This window comes from Mycobacterium sp. ITM-2016-00318, from assembly GCF_002968285.2.
Classification (GTDB): domain Bacteria; phylum Actinomycetota; class Actinomycetes; order Mycobacteriales; family Mycobacteriaceae; genus Mycobacterium.
The window spans coordinates 1-26,498 of record NZ_CP134400.1; the positions used below are offsets into that span (position 1 = coordinate 1).

Sequence of the window (26,498 nt, forward strand, 5' to 3'; positions counted from 1 at the left end):
TTGACAGCTGACCCCGACCCCCCCTTCGTCGCCGTGTGGAACATGGTGCTTGCCGAGCTCAACGGCGACACCGGTGGGTCCGTGCCGACTAATGGCGAGCCCCCAACCCCGAACCTCACTCCTCAGCAAAGAGCCTGGTTGAAGCTCGTCAAACCGCTGGTCATCACTGAGGGCTTTGCCCTGCTGTCGGTTCCTACCAGTTTCGTGCAGAACGAGATCGAACGACACCTGCGTGAACCGATCATCTCCGCATTGAGCCGGCAGCTGGGTCAACGCGTGGAACTCGGTGTGAGAATCGCGAGCCCGAGCCAGAACGACGCCGACGATGCCGTCGCAGCACCCGCCGACATCTACCCCGATCCCGATATCGACGAAATCGACGAAGTCAGCGAAGCGCTGGCCAGCGCCGAGGAGAGTTGGCCGACGTATTTTTCCAGCGGCCCCCGAAAGATCGTCGCCAACGAGGCGGAGTCCATCGGACTCAACCGGCGCTACACCTTCGACACCTTCGTCATCGGCGCGTCGAACCGGTTCGCCCACGCAGCGACCCTCGCTATCGCCGAGGCCCCCGCACGGGCCTACAACCCGCTGTTCATCTGGGGCGAATCAGGCCTGGGCAAGACCCATCTGCTGCACGCCGCAGGCAACTACGCCCAGCGGCTGTTCCCCGGGATGCGGGTGAAGTACGTCTCGACCGAGGAATTCACCAACGACTTCATCAACTCATTACGCGATGACCGCAAGGCGTCGTTCAAGCGCAGTTACCGCGACATCGATGTGCTGCTGGTCGATGACATTCAGTTCATCGAGGGCAAGGAAGGTATTCAGGAAGAGTTCTTCCACACCTTCAACACACTGCACAACGCGAACAAGCAGATCGTCATCTCCTCGGACCGTCCGCCCAAGCAGCTGGCCACCCTCGAGGACCGCCTCCGAACCCGGTTCGAATGGGGGTTGATCACAGACGTCCAGCCGCCGGAGCTGGAGACCCGAATCGCGATCCTTCGCAAGAAAGCGCAAATGGATCGGCTCGACGTTCCCGACGACGTGCTCGAGCTCATCGCCAGCAGTATCGAGCGCAACATCCGTGAACTCGAGGGTGCGCTCATCCGCGTCACCGCATTCGCGTCGCTGAACAAGACGCCGATCGACAAGTCGCTGGCCGAGATCGTGCTGCGTGACCTGATTGCGGACGTCAACAGCATCCAGATCGGCACGGCCGGCATCATGGCCGCCACTGCCGAGTACTTCGAAACCACCGTCGAAGAGCTCCGCGGTCCCGGTAAGACCAGGGCACTGGCCCAGTCCCGGCAGATCGCCATGTATCTGTGCCGCGAGCTCACTGATCTGTCGCTGCCCAAGATCGGCCAGGCGTTCGGCCGCGATCACACCACGGTGATGTACGCCGAAAAGAAGATCCGCGGCGAGATGGCCGAGCGGCGCGAGGTGTTCGATCAGGTCAAGGAACTCACCACGCGCATCCGTCAACGCGCCAAGCGCTGACCACATCGCGGGAAACCTTCAAAAAACTTTCGTCACGAGCGCAACAGCGGTCACATCCCAGGCCTGTGCACACCCCTGTGGACAATTACTGAATACCTGTCCCACACGGTGGTGTTTCGTCCACAGCATCCGATGCGTCCCCAGCCATCCCGACGCCGGCGCGGCCTCCTCCACAGGTAACTCACAACCCCATAAGACGTTCGGCCAGCGCCGACTGCGGGTCATCCCCAACTTCCACAGGACCTAATACTGTTGCTTATATCTCTCATCAGTTTTCTTCCAGAAGAGAAGCCTTGGGGAAACCGTGTCGCGCCGAGCTCGTGGCACGTGTCTGACCTCCGCTGTCAGCCCGATCGATTAGCTTTCATGATGAGCCCGAAAGATCTACGGTGGTTCTTCGACAGCCGTTACGGTCGTCGCGGCGTCCTTTGGGGGACCGGTGCGTGAGCATCGGTGATTGCGCTGGTAAAGCACGCGTTGTGAGTTGATCGAAGGGACACTATGGACGTGGCGACAACGACGGTTGGTCTCTCCGATTTGAAGTTCCGGCTCGTGCGCGAAGACTTCGCCGACGCGGTGGCCTGGGTGGCTCGAAACCTCCCCACCAGGCCGACCGTTCCAGTGCTGGCAGGCGTGCTGCTGACCGGCTCCGACGAGGGTCTCACGATTTCAGGGTTCGACTACGAGGTGTCGGCCGAAGTTCAGGTTGCTGCCGAAATAGCTTCTCCTGGAAGCGTTCTGGTCTCTGGGCGGCTATTGTCGGATATCACGAGGGCGCTGCCGGCCAAGCCGGTCGATGTCAGCGTCGAAGGCACCCGCGTGCAGCTGAACTGCGGTAGCGCGAAGTTCTCGCTTCCGACCATGGCAGTCGAGGACTATCCGACGCTGCCCGCCCTGCCCGATGAGACGGGCGTTGTTTCCGCCGACCTGTTCTCCGAGGCGATCGGCCAGGTAGCCGTGGCCGCCGGCCGGGATGACACCCTGCCGATGCTGACGGGTATTCGCGTCGAGATCTCCGGCGAGACGGTGGTTTTGGCTGCCACCGATCGCTTCCGGCTCGCCGTTCGCGAGCTCACCTGGTCGACGGAGTCAGCCGATATCGAGGCCGCGGTGCTGGTGCCGGCCAAAACTTTGTCGGAAGCGGCGAAGGCGGGCACCGGCGCAGGCGATGTGCATCTGTCACTCGGGGCCGGATCGGCCGTCGGCAAGGAGGGCCTGCTCGGCATCCGCAGCGACGGGAAGCGCAGCACCACCCGACTGCTCGACGCCGAGTTCCCGAAGTTTCGTCAGCTGCTGCCGACAGAGCACACCGCCGTCGCCACCGTCGGTGTCGCGGAACTGACCGAGGCGATCAAGCGTGTGGCGCTGGTCGCCGACCGTGGTGCACAAGTCCGGATGGAATTCGCCGACGATGTGCTGAAGCTGTCGGCGGGCGCCGACGATGTCGGGCGCGCCGAGGAAGATCTTGCCGTCGCGTTCGCGGGCGAGCCGCTGACGATCGCGTTCAACCCGACATATCTGACCGACGGGCTCGGTTCGTTGCATTCGGACCGTGTGACATTCGGCTTCACAACACCCAGCCGCCCTGCGGTGTTGCGTCCGGCAGGGGACGACGATGGCACCAGCGGTGCCGCCGCCGGGCCGTTCCCGGCCGCCGAAACCGACTATGTCTACCTGTTGATGCCGGTGCGGCTGCCGGGTTAAGGCTCGCACCTCGACGAAAAGAGGCGCTACATGCAATTGGGTTTGATCGGCCTTGGCAAGATGGGCTTCAACATGCGGGAGCGCCTGCGCGAGGGCGGTCACGAGGTGGTCGGCTACGACCCGCGTCCCGAGGTCAGCGATGTGCCATCGCTGGCCGCGCTCGCCGAGGCCCTCGAACCGCCCCGCGTGGTGTGGGTCATGGTGCCGTCCGGACCGATCACCGATACCACGATCACCGACCTGGCCAAGGAGTTGGGTGAGGGCGATCTGGTGATCGACGGCGGCAACTCGCGCTATACGGGCGACAAACCGCACGCCGACCTGTTGGCCGAGCGAGGCACCGCCTTCATCGACGCCGGGGTTTCCGGCGGTATCTGGGGTTTGACCGAAGGCTATGGCCTGATGGTCGGCGGGAGCGACGCCGACGTTGAACGAGCGATGCCGATCTTCGACACCCTCCGCCCTCCGGGTCCGCGCGAGGACGGTTTCGTGCACGCGGGCCCCGTCGGGGCGGGGCATTTCGCCAAGATGGTGCACAACGGCATCGAATACGCCCTGATGACGGCCTACGCCGAGGGTTACGAGGTGCTTGCCGCCGAGGAGCTGATCAAGGATCCGCAGGCGGTCTACCAGGCATGGACCAACGGAACCGTGGTGCGGTCCTGGCTGCAGCAGTTGTTGGCCAAGGCGCTGAAGGAGGACCCGGGCCTCAACGACATCAGCGGGTACACCGAGGATTCGGGTGAGGGCCGCTGGACGGTCGAGGAGGCGATCCGGCTGCGGGTGCCGGTACCCGGCATCGCTGCGTCGCTGTTCGCCCGTTTCCTGTCCCGGCAGGATGACTCGCCGACGATGAAGGCCGTCGCCGCGCTGCGCAATCAATTCGGTGGTCACGCGGTCAAGCGGGTCAGCGAGTCCGGATAGGACCGACGGCAGGAGCGGAGCGACAAGGGTATCGGCGCAGTGTACGTCCGCCACCTGGGACTGCAGGATTTCCGATCATGGGCCAGGCTCGACCTCGACTTGGAGCCGGGGCGCACGGTGTTTGTCGGCCCCAACGGCTTCGGCAAAACCAATCTTGTTGAGGCACTGTGGTATTCGGCGACACTGGGTTCGCACCGGGTAGCGGCGGACGCGCCCTTGCTCAGGGCGGGCGCCGAGCGCGCGATCATTTCGACGATCGTGGTGAATGAGGGCCGTGAGCTGGCCATCGATCTGGATGTGGTGGCAGGCCGGTCGAACAGGGCACGGTTGAACCGCTCCCCTGTCCGCTCGGCGCGCGAGATATTGGGCGTGCTGCGCGCGGTCATGTTCGCCCCCGAGGACCTCGCGCTGGTCAGGGGAGATCCCGCGGAGCGCAGGCGTTACCTCGACGAACTCGCGACGACCCGGCGGCCTCGGATCGCAGGAGTGCGCGCGGACTACGACAAAGTGCTGCGACAGCGCACCGCGCTGCTGAAGACCGCGGCGGGCGCGCGTCATCGCGGTGACCGCAGCCTCGCCGACACACTCGACGTGTGGGACGGACACTTGGCCTCTCACGGTGCGCAGCTCATCGCGGCGCGGATCGAACTGGTCAACGAGCTCTGCCCGGAGGTCGAGAAGGCGTATCAGCTGCTGGCGCCGGCATCCCGGCCTGCGGCTATCCAGTACCGGAGCAAAGTCGAGGAGATCGACGGGCGAAACGAAACCGTGGAGTTCTTCGAGGCGGCTCTGCTCGATGCGCTGGCCCGGCGCCGGGACGCCGAGATCGAGCGCGGGGTCTGTCTTGTCGGGCCGCATCGCGACGATCTCGAGTTGCGGCTGGGCGATCATGTCGCGAAAGGCTATGCCAGCCATGGCGAATCATGGTCGATGGCACTGGCATTGCGGCTGGCCGCCTACGAGCTGCTGCGATCGGAAGGCGGTGATCCCGTGCTGCTCCTCGACGACGTTTTCGCCGAACTCGACGTCGGTCGGCGGCGCGCGCTCGCCGCGGTGGCCGCCTCGGCGGAGCAGGTTCTGGTTACCGCCGCGGTCGCCGACGACATCCCTGCGGACTGGGATGCGCGCCGTATCGAAATCACGATGCGCGAGGAAGACGGGGGCCGGATCTCGATGGCGGAATCGTGAGCGAGAGCGACGAAAGCGACAACGGCCGCGCGATCACTCCCCCGGCTCACCTCGCGGGGCTGTCCGGAATGGATCTGGTGCGCCGCACCCTGGAGGAAGCCAGAGGGGTGGCCCGCAGTCAGGGCAAGGATGTCGGGCGCGGCCGAAACGCGCCCGCGCAGCGCCGGGTCGCCGGGCGGCGCCGAAGTTGGTCCGGGCCGGGCCCTGATGTGCGGGACCCGCAAACGCTGGGGTCTGCGACGCGGGATCTCGCCAAGACCCGGGGCTGGTCCGGGCGGGTCGCAGAAGGCACGGTCTTCGGCCAGTGGCCCACGGTCGTCGGCGAGCAGATCGCCGAACACGCGACACCGACCGCACTACGGGATGGAGTCCTCAGCGTGTCCGCGGAATCAACGGCGTGGGCCACCCAATTGCGGATGGTTCAAGCGCAACTTCTGGCTAAAATCGCGGCAGCCGTCGGCGACGGTGTCGTCACATCGCTGAAGATCGTCGGCCCGGTCGCCCCGTCGTGGCGGAAAGGCCGCTATCACATCGCGGGGCGCGGACCGCGCGACACCTACGGATGAGCGCCGTTTCATCAGTTGCCTGAGAGCCGCGAGAACGCCGCAAGCCTAGCCCTCAAGCGTCCTGAGGCACCTTGGATCGAAAAATTCCACAGGCGGCTCAAATAGCTGTGTAGAAACGCGGCCTCAGAATCGGTCCTGCGGCTAGTTCCCGGTAGACTAGACAAGTGACTTGCCGGCGGTACCGACACCGCCAGAGCCCCACCCCCGTCTAGAGAGTAAGGATGCCGGCGACCGTGCCTGCCGCTAAGAAGACCGCGCCTGCTGGAAAGAGCTCGAAGAAGAAGGAGTACGGCGCCTCCGCGATCACCGTGCTCGAAGGTTTGGAGGCCGTCCGCAAACGCCCGGGCATGTACATCGGCTCCACCGGCGAGCGGGGTCTGCACCACCTCGTGTGGGAGGTCGTGGACAACGCCGTCGACGAGGCGATGGCCGGGTACGCGTCGAAGGTCGACGTCCGAATCCTCGAGGACGGCGGCGTCGAAGTCGCCGACGACGGCCGCGGTATTCCGGTCGAGATGCACGCCAGCGGCGCCCCCACGGTGGACGTCGTGATGACCCAGCTGCACGCGGGTGGCAAGTTCGGCGGTGAGAACAGTGGCTACAACGTCAGTGGCGGCCTGCACGGCGTCGGCGTCTCCGTGGTCAACGCGTTGTCCACCAGGCTGGAGGTGGATATCTCCCGCGACGGCTATGAGTGGTTTCAGTCCTACGACCGCGCCATTCCCGGAACGCTCAAGCAGGGCGAGGCCACGAAGAAGACCGGCACCACGGTCCGGTACTGGGCGGACCCCGACGTGTTCGAAACCACGAACTACGACTTCGAGACCGTCGCCCGGCGACTACAGGAAATGGCCTTCCTCAACAAGGGCCTGACCATCACCCTCGCCGACGAGAGGGTGACACCCGAGGAAGTGGTCGACGAGGTCGTCAGCGACACCGCAGAAGCACCGAAATCCGCGGAGGAGAAAGAAGCTGAGGCCAGGGCTCCGCACAAGGTCAAGCACCGTACCTTCCATTACCCCGGCGGGCTGGTCGACTACGTCAAGCACATCAACCGGACCAAGACACCGATTCAGCAGAGCATCATCGACTTCGACGGCAAGGGTGAGGGTCACGAGGTCGAGGTCGCGATGCAGTGGAACGCCGGATATTCGGAATCGGTGCACACTTTCGCGAACACGATCAACACCCATGAGGGCGGCACCCACGAAGAAGGCTTCCGTGCGGCGCTGACCAGCGTCGTCAACAAGTACGCCAAGGACAAGAAGCTGCTCAAGGAAAAGGACCCGAACCTGACGGGCGACGACATTCGTGAGGGTCTGGCGGCGGTCCTGTCGGTGAAGGTGTCCGAACCGCAGTTCGAGGGCCAGACGAAGACCAAACTCGGCAACACCGAGGTGAAGTCCTTCGTCCAGAAGATCTGCAACGAGCAGCTGAGCCACTGGTTCGAGGCCAACCCGGCAGAAGCGAAGACCGTTGTGAACAAGGCGGTTTCGTCGGCACAAGCGCGCATGGCGGCTCGCAAGGCCCGCGAGCTTGTGCGGCGCAAGAGCGCCACCGACATCGGCGGGCTGCCCGGCAAGTTGGCCGACTGCCGCTCAACCGATCCGCGCAAGTCCGAGCTCTATGTGGTTGAGGGAGACTCGGCAGGCGGGTCGGCCAAGAGCGGCCGCGACTCGATGTTCCAGGCGATCCTGCCGTTGCGCGGCAAGATCATCAACGTCGAGAAAGCCCGCATCGACCGAGTCCTGAAGAACACCGAAGTGCAGGCGATCATCACGGCGTTGGGCACCGGTATCCACGACGAGTTCGACCTCGCCAAACTGCGCTACCACAAGATCGTGCTGATGGCCGACGCCGACGTCGACGGCCAGCACATCTCCACTTTGCTGCTGACGCTGCTGTTCCGGTTCATGAAGCCGCTGGTGGAGAACGGGCACATCTTTTTGGCACAGCCGCCGCTGTACAAGCTGAAGTGGCAGCGCAGCGAGCCCGAGTTCGCCTACTCCGACCGCGAGCGCGACGGACTTCTCGAGGCCGGCAAGAAGGCGGGCAGGAAGATCAACGTCGACGACGGCATCCAGCGCTACAAGGGTCTGGGCGAGATGGACGCAAGGGAACTGTGGGAGACGACGATGGATCCGTCGGTGCGGGTGCTTCGCCAGGTCACGCTCGACGACGCGGCGGCCGCTGACGAGCTGTTCTCGATCCTGATGGGCGAGGACGTCGAAGCCCGGCGCAGTTTCATCACCAGAAACGCCAAAGACGTCCGCTTCCTTGATGTTTAACGCCGACGCACGCCCCTGATTAGGACTGAATCCACATGACTGATACCACGTTGCCGCCAGGCGACGAAGCAGGAGACCGCGTCGAACCGGTCGACATCCAACAGGAGATGCAGCGCAGCTACATCGACTACGCGATGAGCGTGATCGTCGGCCGCGCACTGCCGGAGGTCCGCGACGGTCTCAAGCCGGTGCACCGGCGGGTGCTCTACGCCATGTTCGACTCGGGTTTCCGGCCGGACCGCAGCCACGCGAAATCTGCACGCTCCGTTGCCGAGACGATGGGTAACTACCACCCGCACGGCGACTCGTCCATCTACGACACGCTGGTCCGGATGGCGCAGCCGTGGTCGCTGCGCTACCCACTTGTCGACGGGCAGGGCAACTTCGGTTCGCCGGGCAACGATCCGCCGGCCGCCATGCGCTACACCGAAGCGCGTCTCACGCCGCTGGCGATGGAGATGCTGCGTGAAATCGACGAGGAGACAGTCGATTTCATTCCGAATTACGACGGCCGGGTGCAGGAGCCAACCGTCCTGCCGAGCCGGTTCCCCAACCTACTGGCGAACGGCTCGGGCGGTATCGCGGTCGGCATGGCCACGAACATGCCGCCGCACAATCTGCGTGAGCTCGCCGAGGCCGTGTACTGGTGCCTTGACAATCACGACGCCGACGAGGAAGCCACGCTCGAGGCCGTCACGAAAGTCGTCAAGGGCCCGGACTTCCCCACCTCTGGCCTCATCGTCGGCTCGCAGGGGATCCACGACACCTACACGACCGGGCGCGGGTCCATCCGGATGCGCGGTGTAGTCGAGATCGAGGAGGACTCGCGCGGCAAAACCGGCATCGTCATCACCGAGCTGCCGTATCAAGTCAACCACGACAACTTCATCACCTCGATCGCCGATCAGGTGCGCGACGGCAAGATGACCGGCATCTCGAACATCGAGGACCAGTCCAGCGACCGTGTCGGGCTGCGGATCGTCGTCGAGATCAAGCGCGACGCCGTGGCGAAGGTCGTGCTGAACAACCTCTACAAGCACACGCAGTTGCAAACCAGCTTCGGCGCCAACATGCTGTCGATCGTCGACGGCGTGCCGCGCACCCTGCGGCTGGACCAGCTGATCCGGCACTACGTCGACCATCAGATCAACGTCATCTTCAGGCGCACCACCTACCGGCTGCGCAAGGCCAACGAACGGGCCCACATCCTGCGTGGTCTGGTCAAGGCGCTCGACGCGCTGGACGAGGTGATCGCCTTGATTCGCGCGTCGGAGACCGTCGATGTGGCCCGTCAGGGCTTGATCGAACTCCTCGACATCGACGAGATCCAGGCGCAGGCGATCCTGGACATGCAGCTGCGCAGGCTGGCCGCACTGGAACGGCAGAAGATCGTCGACGACCTGGCCAAGATCGAGGCCGAGATAGCCGACCTCGAAGACATTCTCGCCAAGGCCGAGCGGCAGCGGTCCATCGTCCACGACGAGCTCAAGGAGCTCGTCGACAAGTACGGCGACGATCGACGCACGAAGATCATCGCGGCCGACGGTGACGTCGCCGACGAGGACCTCATCGCCCGCGAGGACGTGGTCGTGACGATCACCGAAACCGGCTACGCCAAGCGCACCAAGACCGATCTGTACCGCAGCCAGAAGCGCGGCGGCAAGGGTGTGCAGGGCGCCGGGCTGAAGCAGGACGACATCGTCAACCACTTCTTCGTCTGCTCGACCCACGACTGGATCCTGTTCTTCACGACGCAGGGTCGGGTGTATCGCGCCAAGGCCTACGACCTGCCCGAAGCCTCGCGCACGGCGCGCGGTCAGCACGTCGCGAACCTGTTGGCGTTCCAGCCCGAGGAGCGGATCGCCCAGGTCATCCAGATCAAGAGCTACGAGGATGCGCCGTATCTGGTGCTGGCAACGCGCAACGGCTTGGTGAAGAAGTCGAAGCTGACCGACTTCGACTCGAACCGCTCGGGCGGCATCGTGGCGGTGAACCTGCGCGACGGTGACGAGCTGGTCGGCGCCGTGCTCTGCTCCGCCGAGGACGACCTGCTGCTGGTGTCGGCGAAGGGACAGTCGATCCGCTTCTCGGCAACCGACGAGGCGTTGCGGCCGATGGGCCGTGCCACCTCGGGTGTGCAGGGTATGCGGTTCAACACCGACGACGCCCTGCTCTCACTCAACGTGGTCCAGGCGGACACGTTCCTGCTGGTCGCGACCGCAGGCGGCTATGCCAAGCGCACCGCGATCGACGAGTACCCGGTGCAGGGTCGCGGCGGCAAGGGGGTGTTGACCATCCAGTACGACAAGCGACGTGGCACTCTGGTTGGAGCGCTGGTGGTCGATGACGAGACCGAGCTGTACGCCATCACGTCGGGCGGGGGCGTCATCCGCACCACCGCGCGCCAGGTTCGCAAGGCTGGACGGCAGACGAAGGGCGTTCGGTTGATGAACCTGGGCCAGGGCGCGACACTGATTGCGATAGCACGCAATGCAGAGGAGAGCGACGCCGACGAGGCCGTTGAGTAGGCCGGCGCCGTGACCGACGTTAAGGAGCCGGAGTGACTTCACCTAACGAGGCGGGCTACCCGCGCTCGGCCGAAAGTAGCGGCAACGGCTCCCTACCCGAGGACCCGGAGACGGGTTCGCTGGGCAACCCCAAGGGCCGCGACGTTCCGCCGTGGCAGCGCGGACCGGCTTCCCGGGCGGCGCAGAAGCAGTCGCCGCGCACGCCAAGCAGGCCGGAGCCGCAGCGCGGCCCCGCCCCGGGTGGCCATTCTCCTGGAGCCGACGCCCGGCTCAACCGCTTCATCTCCGGTGGTGCATCCGGCCAGGGCGCACCGGAGGCTGCCGAGGCGGCGCCGCCTCGCAACGAGCCGGTGGTCAGCGAGGCCTACGGCAGCGAGCTGCCCGACCTGTCCGGGCCTCCGCGTCCAGCGCAACGCAAGACCACTCCGGAGCGGACGGAGCCGCCGATGCGGCCTGCCTCCGCCGGACGCGTTCAGGTGACCAGCCGCCCGCATGCAGGCCCGGTGCGCGCAAGCATGCAGATCCGCCGCATCGATCCATGGAGCGCGCTGAAGGTGTCGCTGGTGCTGTCGGTCGCCTTGTTCTTCGTGTGGATTATCGCGGTGGCGTTCCTATATCTGGTGCTCGGCGGGATGGGCGTGTGGAGCAAGCTCAACAGCAACGTCGGTGACCTGCTGACCAGCGCAAGCGGCCAGGCCGGCGGCGAGCTGGTGTCCAGCGGCACCATCTTCGGCGGCGCGGCGCTGATCGGGCTGGTGAACATCGTGCTGCTGACGGCGATGGCGACGGTCGGCGTGTTCATCTACAACCTGACCACTGACCTGGTCGGCGGTGTCGAGGTCACGTTGGCTGACCGCGACTGATCGGAGTTTGGGCCAAGCGTGCCGATTACGGTAATCTCGGCGCTCGGCCATGTGCGTTACGGGCCTATAGCTCAGGCGGTTAGAGCGCTTCGCTGATAACGAAGAGGTCGGAGGTTCGAGTCCTCCTAGGCCCACGGAAAGGGTCACCATGAGACTGGTTCTACTGGTCGCGGCGGTGGCGCTGGCGGTAATCGTGGTGCGGTCGCGTCAGGCCGTGGAGGTATGGCACGCGGCTGCCGACCAGCCGTCCTGATACGGGGCCTTAGCTCAGTTGGTAGAGCGCTGCCTTTGCAAGGCAGAAGTCAGGGGTTCGAATCCCCTAGGCTCCACAGATTTTCTCAGTTCAAACGATATTTCGTTTGAACGCCACCGGGCGTGAATCCACCGCCGTACCTACATTTTGCCCAATCGCGAGTTAATAGCGGGTTGATGGCGACCCCGACTGCTTCCACATCGGATCCGTACAGGTGGCCGTAACGGTCTAACGTCAGCCCCCCGACCGCCGCGCTCGACGACTCTGACCCCGCCGGATCCGTCAGAGCAGGCGCCCCAGAATGGCGCCAGCGAATCATCAGGTTGTGGTCGTAGAAGGCCACATCAATCACCGCGCGGGGGCGTTACACCGCCGATCTCAAGTGTCACGTCTTTTCCGGCAGTTCCGGTGAGTAACATGGGTTACTCATCTAATATCCGGCGCATGTCCAGACCTGCCCTCCGTATTGCGAGCTGGATGGTTGCTGCGGGTGTCTCAGTGGTGGTGGCAACCGGCTTCGGCTGCGGCAGCGCATGGGCCGAGCCGGCGGGCTTAACGTCGTCTGGTGCCGGGCCGACTGCGTCGTCAGATTCGCAGTCGGCCAATTCATCGAGTGGGGCACCTGATAGGTCGGACCGTCGCGAGGGGAAATCGACGATCTCGCAGAAACGCGCGCCCCGGGCAACAGGTGAGGGCGCGAATGGTGAAGACGCTGGCTTGGATCACCGGTCAGTCGAGCGGAAGCGCGGCGGTGTCGGCAATTCGCCCAGTGGCCGTCCTTCCGGAGATCCTGTAGCCGAGAGCTCGGCACGCAAGAGCGCACCCGATGCCTCAACTGCCTCAGGGGAGCGCGACCCGAGTGGGCAGGGATCCTTGACCACAGGGCAATCACAGAAGGCGACCCCGCACGCATCCATCCCGCCGGAACTCGCCTCTCCGTATGACGAGCGCCCCGAAAAGCTGGGCAGAGAAGTCGTTGACGCGGGCATGAACTTTGAGCACGCGGGCATGAAAACTGCGGGGACCACCGATGCTGATCAACCGGCCGCGGCGTTAGCCAACACTCCGTCGCCATCGGCAGTCACCGGTCCGGATTCGCAGGCAGTTGGGTTGACAATCACGCCCAAGACGGCGTCGGCTGTCGAGACGCTCGTCGACATCGCGCAGCACGAAGGAAATGCGAGCGCGTTGGTCACTGCCGCCGCGAACGCCGTAGCGGGGGTTGATGAGGTCCCGTCAGGGGTCTACACCGGTCAACCTTCATTCATCCAGCAGGTCGTTGTGTTCGTGCTGCGGGTAGTCAACGCCGTCCTGAGTCCGGTCGGCGGAATCCTTGCCTTCACCGGTCTAAAAGTGCCGATTTTCGCCGACGGTGTTCCGCCGTTCTTCGTTACGGCGGGCCTGAACGTTGAGCACGACACCATCGCCGGCATGCCGGTGTACATCCTGACGCCGCCCTCGCCTACGGGTGCGACGGTCGTGGCCCTGCACGGCGGGGCTTATGCAGCCGAAGCCAGCCTCTTTCATTATGAAATGTACGCCGATCTGGCCCGTCAGACGGGAGCCACGGTGATCGTGCCGGACTACCCGCTGATCGGCGAGCCGGGCGGCACGGCCGACGTCGTGGTTCCGCAGACCGCAGCGCTCATTTCCCAGGTGATTGCCACGAACGGTGCGAAGAATACCTACGTACTTGGCGACTCGGCTGGCGGCGGTCTGGCGCTGGCCGCGGTCCAGCTGTTGGTCGTCAGCGGGGCGGCCACCCCGCGCCGGATGGTCCTGTTGGCGCCCTGGCTCGACGCGACCGTCAGCGATCCCGCCAGCGCAGCGATGTTGGACCCCCTGCTCAATGTGGCGACCCTTAGGCGCGACGGTGAGCTATGGGCTGGAGAACTCGGTCCCGCTCATCCGTGGGCGAGCCCGATCAACGGGTCACTCGACGGGCTACCGCCGATCACGGTCTTCTCAGGCTCGGCAGACTTGTTGTCACCACAAGCACTTCGACTCCGCGCGCTGGCGATCGCCGAAGGAGCCGACATCACGTTCGTGCTGCGAAACGGCTACATGCACGACTACCCCATCTTCTTCTTCCTGCCCGACGCCCTCGCCGAGCGCCCATTGATCTATCAGGCGCTTCTCGGCGACAGCACGACACAGGCGAAAGACCTGTCCGCGATCCGAGCGCCTTCTTGAAGCTGGTACCGCTTGAGCAGGCGGTAGATGCGTTGTTGGCATAGTCCGTACGTCCGACTGCGGCGGTGACGGTGAGGCGGCCGCTGGTGACTTCGAGAACGACAACATGGCGTTGGACATGACCCACGACTGTCACCTAAGACCCGACTCATCGACAGTCATTGCAGGTGTCCCCCATCACCCGACTCACCTGTCACCTATGCCGTGAATCCAGACACCTAGGCTCCACAGATTTTCTCAAGGCGTCGGCGTCAGCCGCATGACCGGTATCCGCCGAGACCCGCTGCGCTTCTCGTGCAGAGCGAACGCGGCGTTGAGGCGATCCGTGGCAAGCGAGTAAAGCCGATCACGATCGACGCCGACGACCTCACGCGCGGTGAAGCGGCCGCCGCGCTCCCCTATGCGTAACTCGCATCCTGGATTGGCGCAGAGATTGTGATACCAAGCCGGATGACGAGCCTGTCCGTAGTTGGACGCGATCAGGATCACGTCGTCGCTGTCGGTGAAATATGTGAGCGGGATGTCGCGGCGCTCCCCGGTTCGTGCGCCGATCGACGTTAATACGACCACGGGAGCCGAGAAGGAGATTCGGACGCGACCACGGGTCACCTTCATCAGCGGCGCCTCGATGGGCGCGACCACTGTGCGCCAGATCGCGGACCCGGTTGGCGTGGTGAACGCTTTTCCGCCCAACCACCAACTGATGTTGCGCTTCCACGCCGGGCGTTCTTTCAAGTCGACGCGAGGAATCCCGTTGACGATGTTTCTGGACATGATGCGGCCCACCTTCGCGCTGAAATCTGCTCCGGGGTCGGAATTCGACAAAATCGACGACCATGGCGCAGAAGTCGCGGGAACGGCTACGGCTTCGGGGTCACCTCGACACTCGGCGGCCGGGGCGAGGGGTCGGGCTGCATCGACCGGCGGACGATCGAAAAAACCACTCCCCCAACGGCAATCATCGCAACACCGGCAGCGGCGAGGACGAGCGGTCGAGGCCGTCGCTTCGGTTTGCGGGCGTCGGCGAGCGCCTGCGGCAGGTTGGCGAGCACCGCCCGCGCCTCGGCGAGTTCCGCTGCGATGGTCCCCTGTGCCTCCTCGAGCTCTTGCACGAGCTCTTTGGCCAACCGGCTTTTCTCGATGCGCCGGCGCAGGCCTGCCGCAGCGGACTGCGCGCCTGCCACGCTCAGCCCGACGGTCCCGCGGGTGACGTCGACAGGCCCGACCGCGGTGTATTTGAGGCCGCGCGACAAGCGTTGTCCTGGGCTCAACCGGGCGTCGGTCTTCACGCTCATCTCGTACCTCTTTCGCGGACTGTCGGGAATCCATACCAGCCTGCCATCATCGGCAACTCAACGGTGCCCGGTTCGTCGCCAAGCCCGCGTGGCAGACTGACTTCCCGTGACGAGCCCCATTCAGACAGCGACCGCGACCCTGCACACCAATCGTGGTGACATCAAGATCGCACTGTTCGGAAATCACGCCCCCAAGACCGTCGCGAATTTCGTCGGTCTAGCACAGGGCACCAAGGACTACAGCGGCGAGAACGCCTCCGGCGGCACCTCTGGCCCGTTCTATGACGGCGCCGTGTTCCACCGGGTGATCGACGGCTTCATGATCCAGGGCGGCGACCCGACGGGCACCGGCCGCGGCGGCCCCGGGTACCAGTTCGACGACGAGTTCCACCCGGAGCTCCAGTTCGACAAGCCGTACCTGCTGGCGATGGCGAACGCGGGGCCGGGCACCAACGGCTCTCAGTTCTTCGTCACCGTCGGCAAGACGCCGCATTTGAACCGCAAGCACACCATTTTCGGCGAGGTCGTCGATCCGGAGTCGCAGAAGGTCGTCGACGCAATCGCATCCACGACGGTGGACCGCAGCGACAGGCCGACCGAGCCGGTCGTGATCGAGTCGATCACCGTCGCCTGATATCTGCGTTTTGGCGCGCCCAGTCCCGCCAGGAGTGACCTAGCGCGCCGAAATCACGAGCCGGCCAGCCCGGCTGCGGTCAGTGTGTCGAGCACATCCAACGGGTCGGTACCCAGATCCCATCGGGTGAGGACAAACAACCGATCGTCGTTGGCATCGATCTCGAGTAGTCGGACCTTCCGGGCGATGCGCCGGAATTCGGTGATCCGGATGATCTTGATGTCTGCTGCTGTGAGCCGGTGGGTGCGCAGTGCGCCGCGAATTAATAGACCGCCGTCGCTGATTGCCAGCTTCGGTCGTGCGCGCCACGAAAGGATTGCAAACAGAAGGAGTCCGATGGCGGCAATGATCGCAAGTACGCGACCGGGAGCATCTGTGACTAGGGTCACAGCGGTGGTAGCCATGATAAGTCCCACTACGCCACATGCTGCGACTCCGGCGGCAGGCGGGCCCCACTCAGTTTGCTGCACGGGTAATCCACACCCCTTTACCCCGGTTTATGCGGTTATCCACAAGTGCTATCCCCAATGGGGATGAATCACATCGATGTAATCGGATGACCATTAGGTTGCCGAACGGGTAACGCGCCAAGGCCAAGATGAATTCATCATGACCCGGATGGTCGTCACCGCCAGCGCATAGTCAGCAACAGCCCGGTGATCATGAAGGCAAAGGCGATCGCGTAGTTCCACGGGCCGAGTTCGGCCAGGAACGGGATCGAGGACGAGGCGAGCTGGAACACCAGCAGCCAGGCGAGCCCGATCACCATCAGGCCGAGGAAGAACACCACGAACCAGACGCTGGACGGGCCGGCCTTGACCTTGACCGGGGTGCGGCTCACCTGGGTGGCGGTGAAGTCGTTCTTCTTGCGGACCTTGGACTTGGGCATGTCAACCTTCACGAACACTCGGCGCCACAGGTGCGACGATGAAGCAGGATTCTCCTATGAGGTTAACGTAGGTCGGTCCCAGGTCGAGAATGCGACGGGGGAGCAGCGATGACGGAGTCGGGACGGCGGACCGCCTGGCGCTTCGGCGTCCCGCTGGTCTGTCTGCTGGCCGGACTGCTGCTCGCGGCCACCCACGGTGTCTCTGGCGGCGACGAGATCAGGCGTAGCGATGCGCCACGACTGGTCGACCTTGTTCGCGAAGCCCAGCAGTCGGTGGACCGCCTCACCGCGCAACGCGACAGTCTCGTCACGGAGATCGACACCCATCACGGCGGGTCGCCCGGCGCGGATGCGGCTCTCGACGCGATCGGCAGGCGTAACGCCGCTCTGGCCGCCGACGCCGGCCTAGATCCGATCAGAGGACCGGGAATCGTCGTGACGCTCACCGACGCTCAGCGCGACGCCAACGGCCGCTTTCCCCGCGACGCCTCGCCCGACGACCTGGTGGTGCATCAGCAGGACATCCAGGCCGTGCTCAACGCGCTGTGGAGCGGCGGCGCCGAGGGTATTCAGATGCAGGACCAGCGAATCATCGGAACCTCCGCGCCGCGGTGCGTCGGCAACACGCTGCTGCTCAACGGCCGCACCTACAGCCCGCCGTACGTGATCACCGCGGTCGGTGACGCTGCGGCGATGCAGGCCTCGTTGGCGGCGAGCCCACTGGTGACGATCTACAAGCAATATGTCGTGCGCTTCGGGTTGGGCTATGCCGAGGAACCGAAAGCGTCTGTCGATCTCGTCGGGCACGCCGACCCGGTGCGGATGCGCTTCGCCAAGCCCGCCGGACCGATCGGCTACTGAGCGCGCCCACCAACCAGTGATCTCGGCCTCTCATCGCGGGTCCAACTCGCTCAGGAAGCCGCAAGGCACGCCGAGTAACCTGGGCTGATGCAGGTCTTGGTCGTCGACAACTACGACAGCTTCGTGTTCAACCTGGTCCAGTATCTGGGCCAGCTCGGGGTGGACGCGCAGGTGTGGCGCAACGACGACGACCGTCTTTCGAGCGACGCTGAAATCGCGAAGGTCGCCGACGACTTCGACGGCGTGCTGCTGAGCCCCGGGCCCGGTACACCCGAACGTGCGGGCGCCTCCATCCCGCTGGTGCGCGCTTGTGCCACCGCGAGGACGCCGCTGCTCGGCGTGTGTCTCGGCCATCAAGCGATCGGGGTGGCGTTCGGCGGAACCGTCGACCGGGCACCGGAGCTGCTGCACGGCAAGACAAGCACCGTATTCCATGCCAATGTTGGTGTCCTACAGGGCCTTCCGGATCCATTCACCGCGACGCGGTATCACTCGCTGACGATCCTGCCCGATACGGTGCCCGCAGAACTCGAGGTCACCGCGCGCACCGAGGGCGGCGTGATCATGGGTGTGCGGCACATCGAACTGCCGATCCACGGCGTGCAGTTCCACCCCGAGTCGATCCTCACCGAGGGCGGGCACCGGATGCTGGCCAACTGGCTGGGCTACTGCGGCGCGGCCCCCGCCGAGTCCCTGGTGCGGACTCTGGAAGACGAAGTCGCCAACACGGTGCGCGCGGCTACGCAGCGAAGCTCAGCGTAATCGTCGCGCTGAAGTTCACTGCGGTACCCGGCGCGGGGCTCTGAGTGACGACAGCGTTGGTGCGCTGGCCGCTGTCGCGTGCGTCGGCACCCTTGTCCAAACCGCCGGTCCAGCCGAGCGCCCGCAGTCGGGGTTCAGCGTCGGTCCAGAACTGACCGCGCAGGTCGGGCATCGTGAACTGGTTGCACTGCGAGGTCTGTAGCTGGATCGCGGTGTCGACGGGGATCTGGCCACCTGCGGCCGGGTCGGTACCGACGACCTGACCACACGGGGTGGTGCTGTCGGTCGGAACAGCAATGATGTTGGCGAAGCCGGACGCGGTCAGTATCTGTCGGGCCGATTCCTCGGACTGATCCTTCACGTCGGGCAGAGCCCTGGTTTCCGGCCCCGACCCGACCACGATGGTGATCTCGTTCGTGATCGCCGAGGTCTGGTTGGCCGGCGGCAACGTACCGACAACGCGGTCCCTCAGTTCGGGCGTCGACGACGACGGGCTCTGCTTGAACCGGCCGAAACCCGCGTCCTTCAGTTTGTCGATGCACTGAGCAGGCGTCTGGCTTGCGCAGTCGGGAATCTCGCGCTGTTCGGGACCCACCGACACGTTGATGGTGATCTCGTCGCCGGCCTCGACCGAGGTACCGGCAGTGGGTTCCGTACCGATCACGCGGTCGGGTTGAATCGTCGAGTCCGTCTTCTGCTGCGTGCGCGTCTTGAATCCGGCATTCTGCAGCGCCACCACCGCATCGGCCGACAGCTGGTTGCTCACATCGGGCACCTGCACCTGGCGGGTGTTGCCGCCGATCATGTTGATCGCGATCGTGACCACGACGGTCAGCACCACCAGAGCGGCCACCGCGATGGCCCATCGGCCGACGGACCCACCGCGGTCGCGCCGGCCGTAGTCGGGGGGCTGGTGGGTGGGTAGCTGCTCGGTCGCAGGCGACTGGTGGTGCATCGGACCCGTCGACGCCAGTAGAGACGTGCGCTCGGCGTCGGTCAGCACCTTCGGCGCATCGGGCGTCTCGCCGCTGTGCACCCGGATCAGGTCGGCGCGCATCTCCGCTGCGGTCTGGTAGCGGTTGTCGGGGTTCTTGGCCAGCGACTTGAGCACGACGGCGTCCAGCTCCGGCGATATGCCCGCATGGCGCTGTGACGGAGGGATCGGATCCTCGCGCACATGCTGATAAGCCACCGCCACGGGCGTATCACCGACGAAAGGCGGTTCGCCGGTAAGGATTTCGTAGAGCACGCAGCCGAGCGAATACACGTCGGAGCGGGCGTCGACCTTCTCACCGCGGGCCTGTTCGGGGGAGAGGTACTGCGCGGTGCCGATGACCGCGGAGGTCTGCGTGACGCTGCTGGCGTCAGACAGTGCACGGGCGATGCCGAAGTCCATCACCTTCACCGCGCCGGTCTTGCTGATCATGATGTTGGCGGGTTTGACGTCGCGGTGGATGATGCCGTGCTGATGGCTGAAGTTCAGCGCCTGGCAGGCATCGGCGATGATCTCGATGGCGCGCTGCGACTCCATCGGGCCGTCGCTGTGCACGATGTCACGCAACGTGACGCCTTCGACGTACTCCATCACGATGTAGGGCAGCGGCCCGTTCGCCGTCTCGGCCTCACCGGTGTCGTACACCGCGACGATCGTGGGGTGATTCAGGGCGGCGGCGTTCTGGGCTTCGCGGCGGAACCGGAGATAAAAGCTCGGATCGCGGGCGAGGTCTGCGCGCAGCACTTTTACCGCCACGTCTCGATGGAGGCGCACATCGCGCGCGAGGTGGACTTCGGACATGCCTCCGAAGCCGAGGATCTCGCCGAGTTCGTAGCGGTCTGACAGGTGCTGCGGGGTGGTCATTCCAATGTCTGTTCTAGGTCCGATGACGCAGCCCGCAGCGTTGCGGACGGCGAGATCGCGTCGGGCCGGTATACCCCAATTTGCTCTCCACCATGGCCCATGGGCCCCTCGTCGGTCCAATCCGGCACTGTGAACAGCGGCGGAGCGCCCTGCGGGGTGGTCTGGGTGACGGTGTCGGTGACCGTCGGCGGTGGCGACTCGCGGTCCTTCTTGTCCTGGGCGTTCAGCACGATGAGGATCGCGATGGCGATGGCCAGCGCGCCGAGGACTCCCGCGGCCCACAGCAGGGCACGCTGGCCCGACGAGAACGTCCGCCGCGGGGGAGGTGGGCGGTGTCCGGCGGTTACGGGCCGCACGCGGGCCGCCGTGGCCGGGCCACGCGGGGCCATGGCCGTTGGCGGGGCGGATCCGACGGCCGTCGGCGCGGCGCGGCCGAGAGTCGGGGAGGCGTTCGGCCGCGGTGGGCGGCGCCCGGCGCGCACGGCGGCCACCGCGTCGGCGAACGTACCCCCGGAGCGATACCGCATGCCCGGGTTCTTGACCAGGGTGATCTCGATCAGCTCGCGAACGTTGGGCGGCAGGTCGGCGGGCAGCGGAGCAGGCGTCTCCTTGATGTGCTTCATCGCCACCGTCAGCGCCCCGTCACCGGTGAACGGGCGCTTACCCGAAACCGCTTCGTAGCCGACGACTCCCAACGAATACACATCGCTGGCCGCGGTGGCGTCGTGGCCAAGCGCCTGCTCGGGCGCGATGTACTGGGCGGTGCCCATCACCATGCCGGTCTGCGTGACGGGTGCGGCGTCGACGGCCTTCGCGATACCGAAGTCGGTGAGCTTCACCTGGCCGGTCGGGGTGATCAGGATGTTGCCCGGCTTGACGTCGCGGTGCACAAGGCCCGCGGTGTGGGCGACCTGCAGCGCGCGGCCGGTCTGCTCGAGCATGTCCAGCGAATGCCGGAGCGAGAGCCGTCCTGTGCGCTTGAGCACCGAGTTGAGCGGTTCGCCGTTGATGAGCTCCATCACCAGATAAGCGGTGCGGCCCTCACCATCCATATCCGTCTCGCCGTAGTCGTACACGCTGGCGATACCCGGATGGTTGAGCATCGCGACAGTGCGCGCCTCGGCGCGGAACCGCTCGACGAATTCCGGGTCGGACGAGAACTCGGCCTTGAGCACCTTGACCGCGACGCGGCGGCCCAGCCGGGAGTCGACCGCCTCCCACACCTGGCCCATGCCGCCGGTGGCGATCAGCCGCTGCAGGCGGTACCGGCCCGAAAGAGTCACTCCGACGCGGGGGCTCATGTGCCCTCCCGCAACGCCGCTGCGATGGTCGCCCTGCCGATGGGTGCGGCGAGCGCGCCGCCGGTGGCCGAGAGGCGGTTGCCGCCGTTCTCCACCAGCACCGCGACAGCAACCTTCGGGGCGCGAGCGGGCGCGAACGCGATGTACCACGCGTGTGGCGGAGTGTTGCGCGGGTCTGTCCCGTGCTCCGCTGTGCCCGTCTTGGATGCGATCTGCACGCCGGCGATGGCTCCCTTCTGCTGCGTAGCCTGCTCGGCGTCGACCATCAAGTCAGTAAGTGTATCGGCGACTTGCCCCGACACTGCACGGCGCTGTTCGTGCGGCGCCGTGGTCGCGATATTCGACAGGTCGGGCCCCTTGAGGCTGTCGACCAGGTACGGCTGCATCGATGTCCCCTTGTTCGCGATGGTGGCCGCTACCAGCGCGTTCTGCAGGGGTGTTAGTGCGACGTCCTTCTGCCCGATGCTCGACATACCCAGGGCGGCGGCGTCGCTGATCGGGCCCACGGTGGACTCGGCGACCTGCAGCGGAATCGGCTCGGGACTGGTGTCGAGGCCGAAAGCCTGCGCGGTGGATTTCAACTGGTCGGCACCGGTGTCGATGCCGAGCTGGAAGAACGCGGTGTTGCACGACTTGGCGAACGCGTCACGCAGGGAGGCGGACGGTCCGCCGCCACACGTCGCACCGCCGAAGTTCTCCAGCGTTGCGGTGCTGTCCGGCAACGGAATTCGCGCGGCGGACGGCAACTGCGTGTTCGGGTTGGCACCCGCCTGCAAGGCGGCGGCCGTCGTGATGACCTTGAAGGTGGACCCCGGCGGGTACGTCTCCGAGATCGCCCGGTTGAGCAGCGGGTTGCCGGGGCTGTCCCGCAGCTGCTGCCAGGCGTTGGCCTGTGCGTCGACGTCGTGGCTGGCCAGCAGGTTGGGGTCGTACGACGGCGCCGACACCATTGCCAGGATCTTGCCCGTCGACGGCTCGAGTGCGACGACGGCGCCGGTGCACGGCCCGTTGCAGCCCTCTTCCATCGCGTCCCAGGCCGCCTGCTGCACCTGCGGATTGATCGTCGTCGCCACGTTGCCGCCGCGCGGGTCACGCCCCGTGAAGAAGTCGGCCAGCCTGCGGCCGAACAACCGCTCGTCGGACCCGTTGAGGACGGTGTCCTCGGCGCGCTCGAGGCCGTTGCTGGAGAACCGCAGCGAGTAGAAGCCGGTGACCGGCGCGTAGGTGAACGGGTTCGGGTAGACCCGTAGGAATCGAAACCGGCCGTCGGTGGACACCGAGTACGCGAGAAGCTGTCCGCCCGCGGAGATCTGGCCGCGCTGACGTGAGTACTCGTCGAGCAGGACGCGCTGGTTGCGGGGATCGGCCCGCAGCCCGTCGGCCGTGAAGACCTGCGTCAGAGTGGCGTTGGCCAGCAGCAGCACGATCAACACCATGATCATGACCGAGATTCGGCGAAGCGAGGTGTTCATGCGCGCTCGATCACCTCGGTGCTAGCCGCCGCGATCGGTGCCTTGTTGGGCGGCTTGGTGACGATCGGCCGCCTGGCCGCGTGCGAGATGCGGATCAGGATGGCCAGCAGCACGTAGTTGGCCAGCAGCGACGACCCGCCGTAGGACATCCACGGAGTGGTCAGGCCGGTCAGCGGGATCAGCTTGGTGACGCCGCCGACGACGATGAACAACTGGATCGCCAGCGTCGAGGCCAGGCCTGCGGCGAGCAGCTTGCCGAAGCTGTCGCGGACTGCGATAGCGGTGCGCAGCCCGCGGATGATGACGATCGTGTAGAGCATCAGCACGCCGGCGAGGCCGACGAGCCCGAGTTCCTCACCGACCGCGGCGATGATGAAGTCCGTTGACGCCGCAGGCACGACGCCGGGCTGGCCGTTGCCGAGACCGGTGCCGAAGATTCCGCCCGTCGCGAAGCTGAACAGCGACTGCACCATCTGATAGCCCGCGCCGTCCGGGTCGGCGAACGGGTCGAGCCAATTCTGCACGCGCGTCTGGACATGGGCGAAGATGTAGTACGCCGCAACGCTTCCCGCTGCGAACAACGTGAGGCCGATGACCACCCAGCTGAATCGGTCGGTCGCCACGTACACCAGCACGAGGAACGACGCGTACAGAAGAAGGGACGTGCCGAGGTCCTTCTCGAAGATCATGACGCCGATCGAGAGAATCCACGCGGCCAGCAGCGGCGCCAGGTCGCGCGGCCGCGGCAGATCCATGCCGAGCACGTGTTTACCGGCGCTGGTGAACACGCTGCGCTTGGACACCAGCACCGCGGCGAAGAAGATCAGCAGCAGGATCTTGGAGAACTCGGCAGGCTGAATCGAGAAGCCAGGCAACCGAATCCAGATCTTCGCGCCGTTCTGCTCGGACATCGACGCGGGCAGCACAGCCGGGATGACAAGCAGGATCAACCCGGCCGCGCCGCAGACATAGCCGTATCGCGCCAGCATCCGGTGATCGCGAAGGAACACCACGACCAAGGAGAACGCGATGGCGCCGACGAGGGTCCACAGCATCTGTTGGTTGGCGCTTGGGCCGGAAGCACCGTCGCTCGTGGCGAGGTCGAGGCGGTGAATCATCACCAGCCCCAACCCGTTCAGCAGCGCCACCACCGGCAGCAGCAGCGGGTCGGCGTACGGCGCGAAGCGCCGGATGGTCAGGTGCGCACCGCCGAACAGCGCCATGTAGGCGAGCGTGTAGGAGGCCAGATCCCAGCTGATGCCCTGCTCCTGGTTGGCCTCGACGATGAGAAGCGCGACGGTGGTGATGACGGTGGCGAACCCCAGCAGGACGAGTTCGGCATTGCGCCGGTTGGGCAGTGGCGGCAATACGGTGACAGCCGGCTGGGGCTGTGTCGTCATGACACTGTCCGGCAGGTCTTGCCCGGCTCGGAGGGCGGCGGCGGCAGCGCGGTGGCTGTCGGCGTCGGGGGAGCGGTGACGGTGGTCGGCGTCTCGGGAGCCGGGCCGGGAAGCGGTCCGCGGGTGGGGCTGCCAGGAGGGCTGCTGGGATCGGTCGGCGTTTCCGGTGCGGGACCCCGTGATTCGGGTGCGCGGGGTGGTGCTGGCGACGGAGGCGGTGGCGGAGGCGGTGGCGGCGTGCGCGTCGGGCACGTGGGCAGCACCGAGTCGCGGGCGAGCTGCTCGATCTGTCCGATGGCGTTGTCCAGGCTGCCCGACGGCAGGCCCGCGATGATCTGCGCGCGCTCCGATGGGCGCATGTCGTTGACGTTGAGCATCCGGCAGTCCAGGCTGTCGCGGGACTGCTGGGCGCTGATGAGCGACAGGTCATTTCGCTCGTTCAGACATCCGAGCAGATATGGCTCCTGCAACTGGTAGCCGAGAAAGGATCCCTGAACACCCCGCATGATCGAGACCGTGCCGTCGTGCTGGGTGACGTAGTAGTTGCTGCGGACGATCTCTCTGCCGACGGCCAGCCCCGCGAGCACGACGAGAATCAGCACCACGCCTGCGATCAACATCTTGCGCCGCGAGCGCGGCGGTTTCGGTACCTCTTCGGGTTGCGCGACAACACGTTTGGCTTCGGTGCGGCGGGGATTGAACGCAGACGCGCGGCCCGCCGCGGTGTCGGGCGGCGGCTGGTCGTCGTCACCGGATACCGCACCGGCGAGGATCGGCTGGGTTTGTCCGTAGTCGTAGTCGACAACGTCGGCGACGACAACCGTGACGTTGTCCGGTCCGCCGCCGCGCAACGCCAATTCGATGAGCCGGTCGGCGCTCTCGGCGACGTCCGGAATCTGCATGGCCTCCTGGATCGTCTCGTGGCTGACCGGGTCGGAGAGCCCGTCAGAGCACAGCAGGTAGCGATCCCCGGCGCGCGCCTCGCGCATGATCAGCGTGGGTTCGACTTCATGTCCGGTGAGCGCCCGCATGATCAGCGAGCGCTGCGGGTGGCTGTGCGCCTCCTCGGCGGTGATCCGACCCTCGTCGACCAGGGTCTGCACGAACGTGTCGTCCTTGGTGATCTGCGACAGCTCACCGTCGCGCATCAGATAGCCGCGGGAATCACCGATGTGCACGAGCCCAAGTCGGTTGCCGTCGAAGAGGATTGCCGTGAGCGTTGTGCCCATGCCCTCGAGGTCGGGGTCGGCTTCGACATGCGCGGCGATCGCCGAGTTGCCATCCCTGACCGCCGAGTCGAGCTTGGAGAGCAGATCGCCGCCGGGCTCGTCGTCGTCGAGATGGGCAAGCGCGGCGATCACCAGTTGCGATGCGACCTCGCCTGCCGCGTGGCCGCCCATACCGTCGGCCAACGCGAGCAGGCGCGCGCCCGCGTAGACGGAGTCTTCGTTGTTGGCCCGGACCAGGCCGCGGTCGCTGCGCGCGGCGTATCTGAGTACTAGCGTCACGGGCGCAGCTCAATCACCGTTTTGCCGATTCGAACCGGCGTGCCTAATGGAACCCGTACCGCCGTAGTCACCTTCGCCCTGTCGAGGTATGTGCCGTTGGTCGATCCTAGGTCCTCCACATACCATTCCGAACCCCGCTGCGACAGCCGGGCGTGCCGGGTCGACGCGTAATCGTCGGTGAGCACCAGCGTGGAATCGTCGGCGCGGCCGATCAGCACCGGCTGGCCGCCCAGCGTGATTCGTGTGCCGGCCAGCGCGCCGTCCGTCACCACCAGCGTTCGGGCGGTATGTCGTTTCTGCCGCGACGGCAACAGCGAACCGCGCAGCGCGAGGCCGCGGCGAACCATCACCGCTCCGGTCGGTGCGTAGATGTCCGTGCGCAGGATGCGCAGCACCGACCAGATGAAGAGCCACAGCAGTAACAGGAATCCGACGCGCGTCAGCTGCAGCACTAATCCCTGCATCCGACGTCCTTCCCGTCCCAGCCCCTCGGCAACGTCACGATACT

The 26,498-nt window shown here is 65.6% G+C and carries 22 protein-coding genes and 2 tRNA genes; 14 read left to right on the forward strand and 10 right to left on the reverse strand.

The genetic code is table 11. From position 1 onward, the window contains the following. The 11 genes from dnaA to C6A82_RS00055 all read left to right on the forward strand — a co-directional run bounded on the left by dnaA (position 1) and on the right by C6A82_RS00055 (position 14,010). A complete protein-coding gene (dnaA, locus tag C6A82_RS00005; protein WP_105344868.1) occupies positions 1 to 1,503 on the forward strand; it encodes a chromosomal replication initiator protein DnaA in 1,503 nt (500 codons plus the stop codon). 501 nt (positions 1,504 to 2,004) lie between these two features. After that, on the forward strand, positions 2,005 to 3,207 hold the full coding sequence (dnaN, locus tag C6A82_RS00010) for a DNA polymerase III subunit beta (protein ID WP_105344869.1): 1,203 nt from the start codon (positions 2,005 to 2,007) through the stop codon (positions 3,205 to 3,207). 30 nt (positions 3,208 to 3,237) lie between these two features. After that, positions 3,238 to 4,131 (forward strand): phosphogluconate dehydrogenase (NAD(+)-dependent, decarboxylating), encoded by an 894-nt coding sequence (gnd, locus tag C6A82_RS00015; protein WP_105344871.1) that lies wholly within the window; start codon positions 3,238 to 3,240, stop codon positions 4,129 to 4,131. Between the two features lie 39 nt (positions 4,132 to 4,170). Further along, complete coding sequence (gene recF / locus C6A82_RS00020; RefSeq protein WP_311101565.1) at positions 4,171 to 5,319, forward strand: DNA replication/repair protein RecF; 1,149 nt, start codon at positions 4,171 to 4,173, stop codon at positions 5,317 to 5,319. After that, entirely contained in the window at positions 5,313 to 5,885 is a 573-nt protein-coding gene (locus C6A82_RS00025; protein ID WP_396836844.1) for a DUF721 family protein, read from the forward strand. The genes recF and C6A82_RS00025 overlap by 7 nt, the downstream gene beginning before the upstream one ends. Before the next feature lie 221 nt (positions 5,886 to 6,106). Next, positions 6,107 to 8,173: a DNA topoisomerase (ATP-hydrolyzing) subunit B gene (gene gyrB / locus C6A82_RS00030; protein WP_396836760.1), complete on the forward strand. Its 2,067-nt coding sequence runs from the start codon at positions 6,107 to 6,109 to the stop codon at positions 8,171 to 8,173. Positions 8,174 to 8,208: 35 nt separating this feature from the next. Further along, entirely contained in the window at positions 8,209 to 10,701 is a 2,493-nt protein-coding gene (gene gyrA / locus C6A82_RS00035; protein WP_311101566.1) for a DNA gyrase subunit A, read from the forward strand. A 32-nt stretch (positions 10,702 to 10,733) separates the two neighbouring features. Next, the gene (locus C6A82_RS00040) at positions 10,734 to 11,564 is read left to right on the forward strand and encodes a DUF3566 domain-containing protein (RefSeq protein WP_105348944.1); all 831 of its coding nucleotides are present in this window, start codon (positions 10,734 to 10,736) and stop codon (positions 11,562 to 11,564) included. 60 nt (positions 11,565 to 11,624) lie between these two features. Beyond that, positions 11,625 to 11,698 (forward strand) — tRNA-Ile (locus C6A82_RS00045). A gap of 122 nt (positions 11,699 to 11,820) precedes the next feature. After that, positions 11,821 to 11,893 (forward strand) — tRNA-Ala (locus C6A82_RS00050). A gap of 422 nt (positions 11,894 to 12,315) precedes the next feature. Next, complete coding sequence (locus C6A82_RS00055) at positions 12,316 to 14,010, forward strand: alpha/beta hydrolase (protein ID WP_158261673.1); 1,695 nt, start codon at positions 12,316 to 12,318, stop codon at positions 14,008 to 14,010. 237 nt (positions 14,011 to 14,247) lie between these two features. On the opposite strand, the gene C6A82_RS00060 is transcribed toward C6A82_RS00055, so the two are convergent. Together C6A82_RS00060 and cwsA are read right to left on the reverse strand one after the other, a co-directional pair. Beyond that, positions 14,248 to 14,784 carry a nitroreductase/quinone reductase family protein gene (locus C6A82_RS00060; RefSeq protein WP_105349010.1) on the reverse strand — a complete coding sequence of 179 codons (537 nt, stop codon included), beginning with the start codon at positions 14,782 to 14,784 and terminating at the stop codon, positions 14,248 to 14,250. An 86-nt stretch (positions 14,785 to 14,870) separates the two neighbouring features. Beyond that, positions 14,871 to 15,305: a cell wall synthesis protein CwsA gene (gene cwsA / locus C6A82_RS00065; protein ID WP_105348947.1), complete on the reverse strand. Its 435-nt coding sequence runs from the start codon at positions 15,303 to 15,305 to the stop codon at positions 14,871 to 14,873. 106 nt (positions 15,306 to 15,411) lie between these two features. Between cwsA and C6A82_RS00070 the strand changes: the two genes are divergently transcribed. After that, complete coding sequence (locus C6A82_RS00070) at positions 15,412 to 15,939, forward strand: peptidylprolyl isomerase (RefSeq protein ID WP_105348949.1); 528 nt, start codon at positions 15,412 to 15,414, stop codon at positions 15,937 to 15,939. Between the two features lie 53 nt (positions 15,940 to 15,992). On the opposite strand, the gene C6A82_RS00075 is transcribed toward C6A82_RS00070, so the two are convergent. Further along, positions 15,993 to 16,409, reverse strand: coding sequence for a PH domain-containing protein (locus C6A82_RS00075; RefSeq protein WP_105348950.1), 417 nt, complete (start codon positions 16,407 to 16,409; stop codon positions 15,993 to 15,995). Positions 16,410 to 16,564: 155 nt separating this feature from the next. After that, entirely contained in the window at positions 16,565 to 16,828 is a 264-nt protein-coding gene (crgA, locus tag C6A82_RS00080) for a cell division protein CrgA (protein ID WP_105349012.1), read from the reverse strand. 108 nt (positions 16,829 to 16,936) lie between these two features. On the opposite strand from crgA, the gene C6A82_RS00085 reads away from it, so the two are divergent. Next, positions 16,937 to 17,689, forward strand: coding sequence for a DUF881 domain-containing protein (locus tag C6A82_RS00085; protein WP_105348952.1), 753 nt, complete (start codon positions 16,937 to 16,939; stop codon positions 17,687 to 17,689). Between the two features lie 87 nt (positions 17,690 to 17,776). Further along, complete coding sequence (locus C6A82_RS00090; protein ID WP_105348954.1) at positions 17,777 to 18,451, forward strand: aminodeoxychorismate/anthranilate synthase component II; 675 nt, start codon at positions 17,777 to 17,779, stop codon at positions 18,449 to 18,451. On the opposite strand, the gene pknB is transcribed toward C6A82_RS00090, so the two are convergent. The 6 genes from pknB to C6A82_RS00120 are packed head-to-tail and all read right to left on the reverse strand — an operon-like array spanning position 18,429 to position 26,454. Beyond that, positions 18,429 to 20,309, reverse strand: a complete 1,881-nt coding sequence (pknB, locus tag C6A82_RS00095) for a Stk1 family PASTA domain-containing Ser/Thr kinase (protein ID WP_105348955.1) — start codon at positions 20,307 to 20,309, stop codon at positions 18,429 to 18,431. The two genes, C6A82_RS00090 and pknB, sit on opposite strands and share 23 nt — an antisense overlap. After that, a complete protein-coding gene (locus C6A82_RS00100; RefSeq protein WP_105348957.1) occupies positions 20,306 to 21,610 on the reverse strand; it encodes a serine/threonine-protein kinase in 1,305 nt (434 codons plus the stop codon). Before C6A82_RS00100 ends, pknB begins: the two co-directional genes overlap by 4 nt. Continuing rightward, entirely contained in the window at positions 21,607 to 23,082 is a 1,476-nt protein-coding gene (gene pbpA, locus C6A82_RS00105) for a D,D-transpeptidase PbpA (RefSeq protein ID WP_105348959.1), read from the reverse strand. The genes C6A82_RS00100 and pbpA overlap by 4 nt, the downstream gene beginning before the upstream one ends. Beyond that, entirely contained in the window at positions 23,079 to 24,482 is a 1,404-nt protein-coding gene (locus C6A82_RS00110) for an FtsW/RodA/SpoVE family cell cycle protein (protein WP_105348960.1), read from the reverse strand. The genes pbpA and C6A82_RS00110 overlap by 4 nt, the downstream gene beginning before the upstream one ends. Continuing rightward, positions 24,479 to 25,990, reverse strand: coding sequence for a PP2C family serine/threonine-protein phosphatase (locus C6A82_RS00115; RefSeq protein ID WP_105348962.1), 1,512 nt, complete (start codon positions 25,988 to 25,990; stop codon positions 24,479 to 24,481). Before C6A82_RS00115 ends, C6A82_RS00110 begins: the two co-directional genes overlap by 4 nt. Beyond that, positions 25,987 to 26,454, reverse strand: coding sequence for an FHA domain-containing protein (locus C6A82_RS00120; RefSeq protein WP_105348964.1), 468 nt, complete (start codon positions 26,452 to 26,454; stop codon positions 25,987 to 25,989). Before C6A82_RS00120 ends, C6A82_RS00115 begins: the two co-directional genes overlap by 4 nt. Positions 26,455 to 26,498 lie beyond the last annotated feature (44 nt).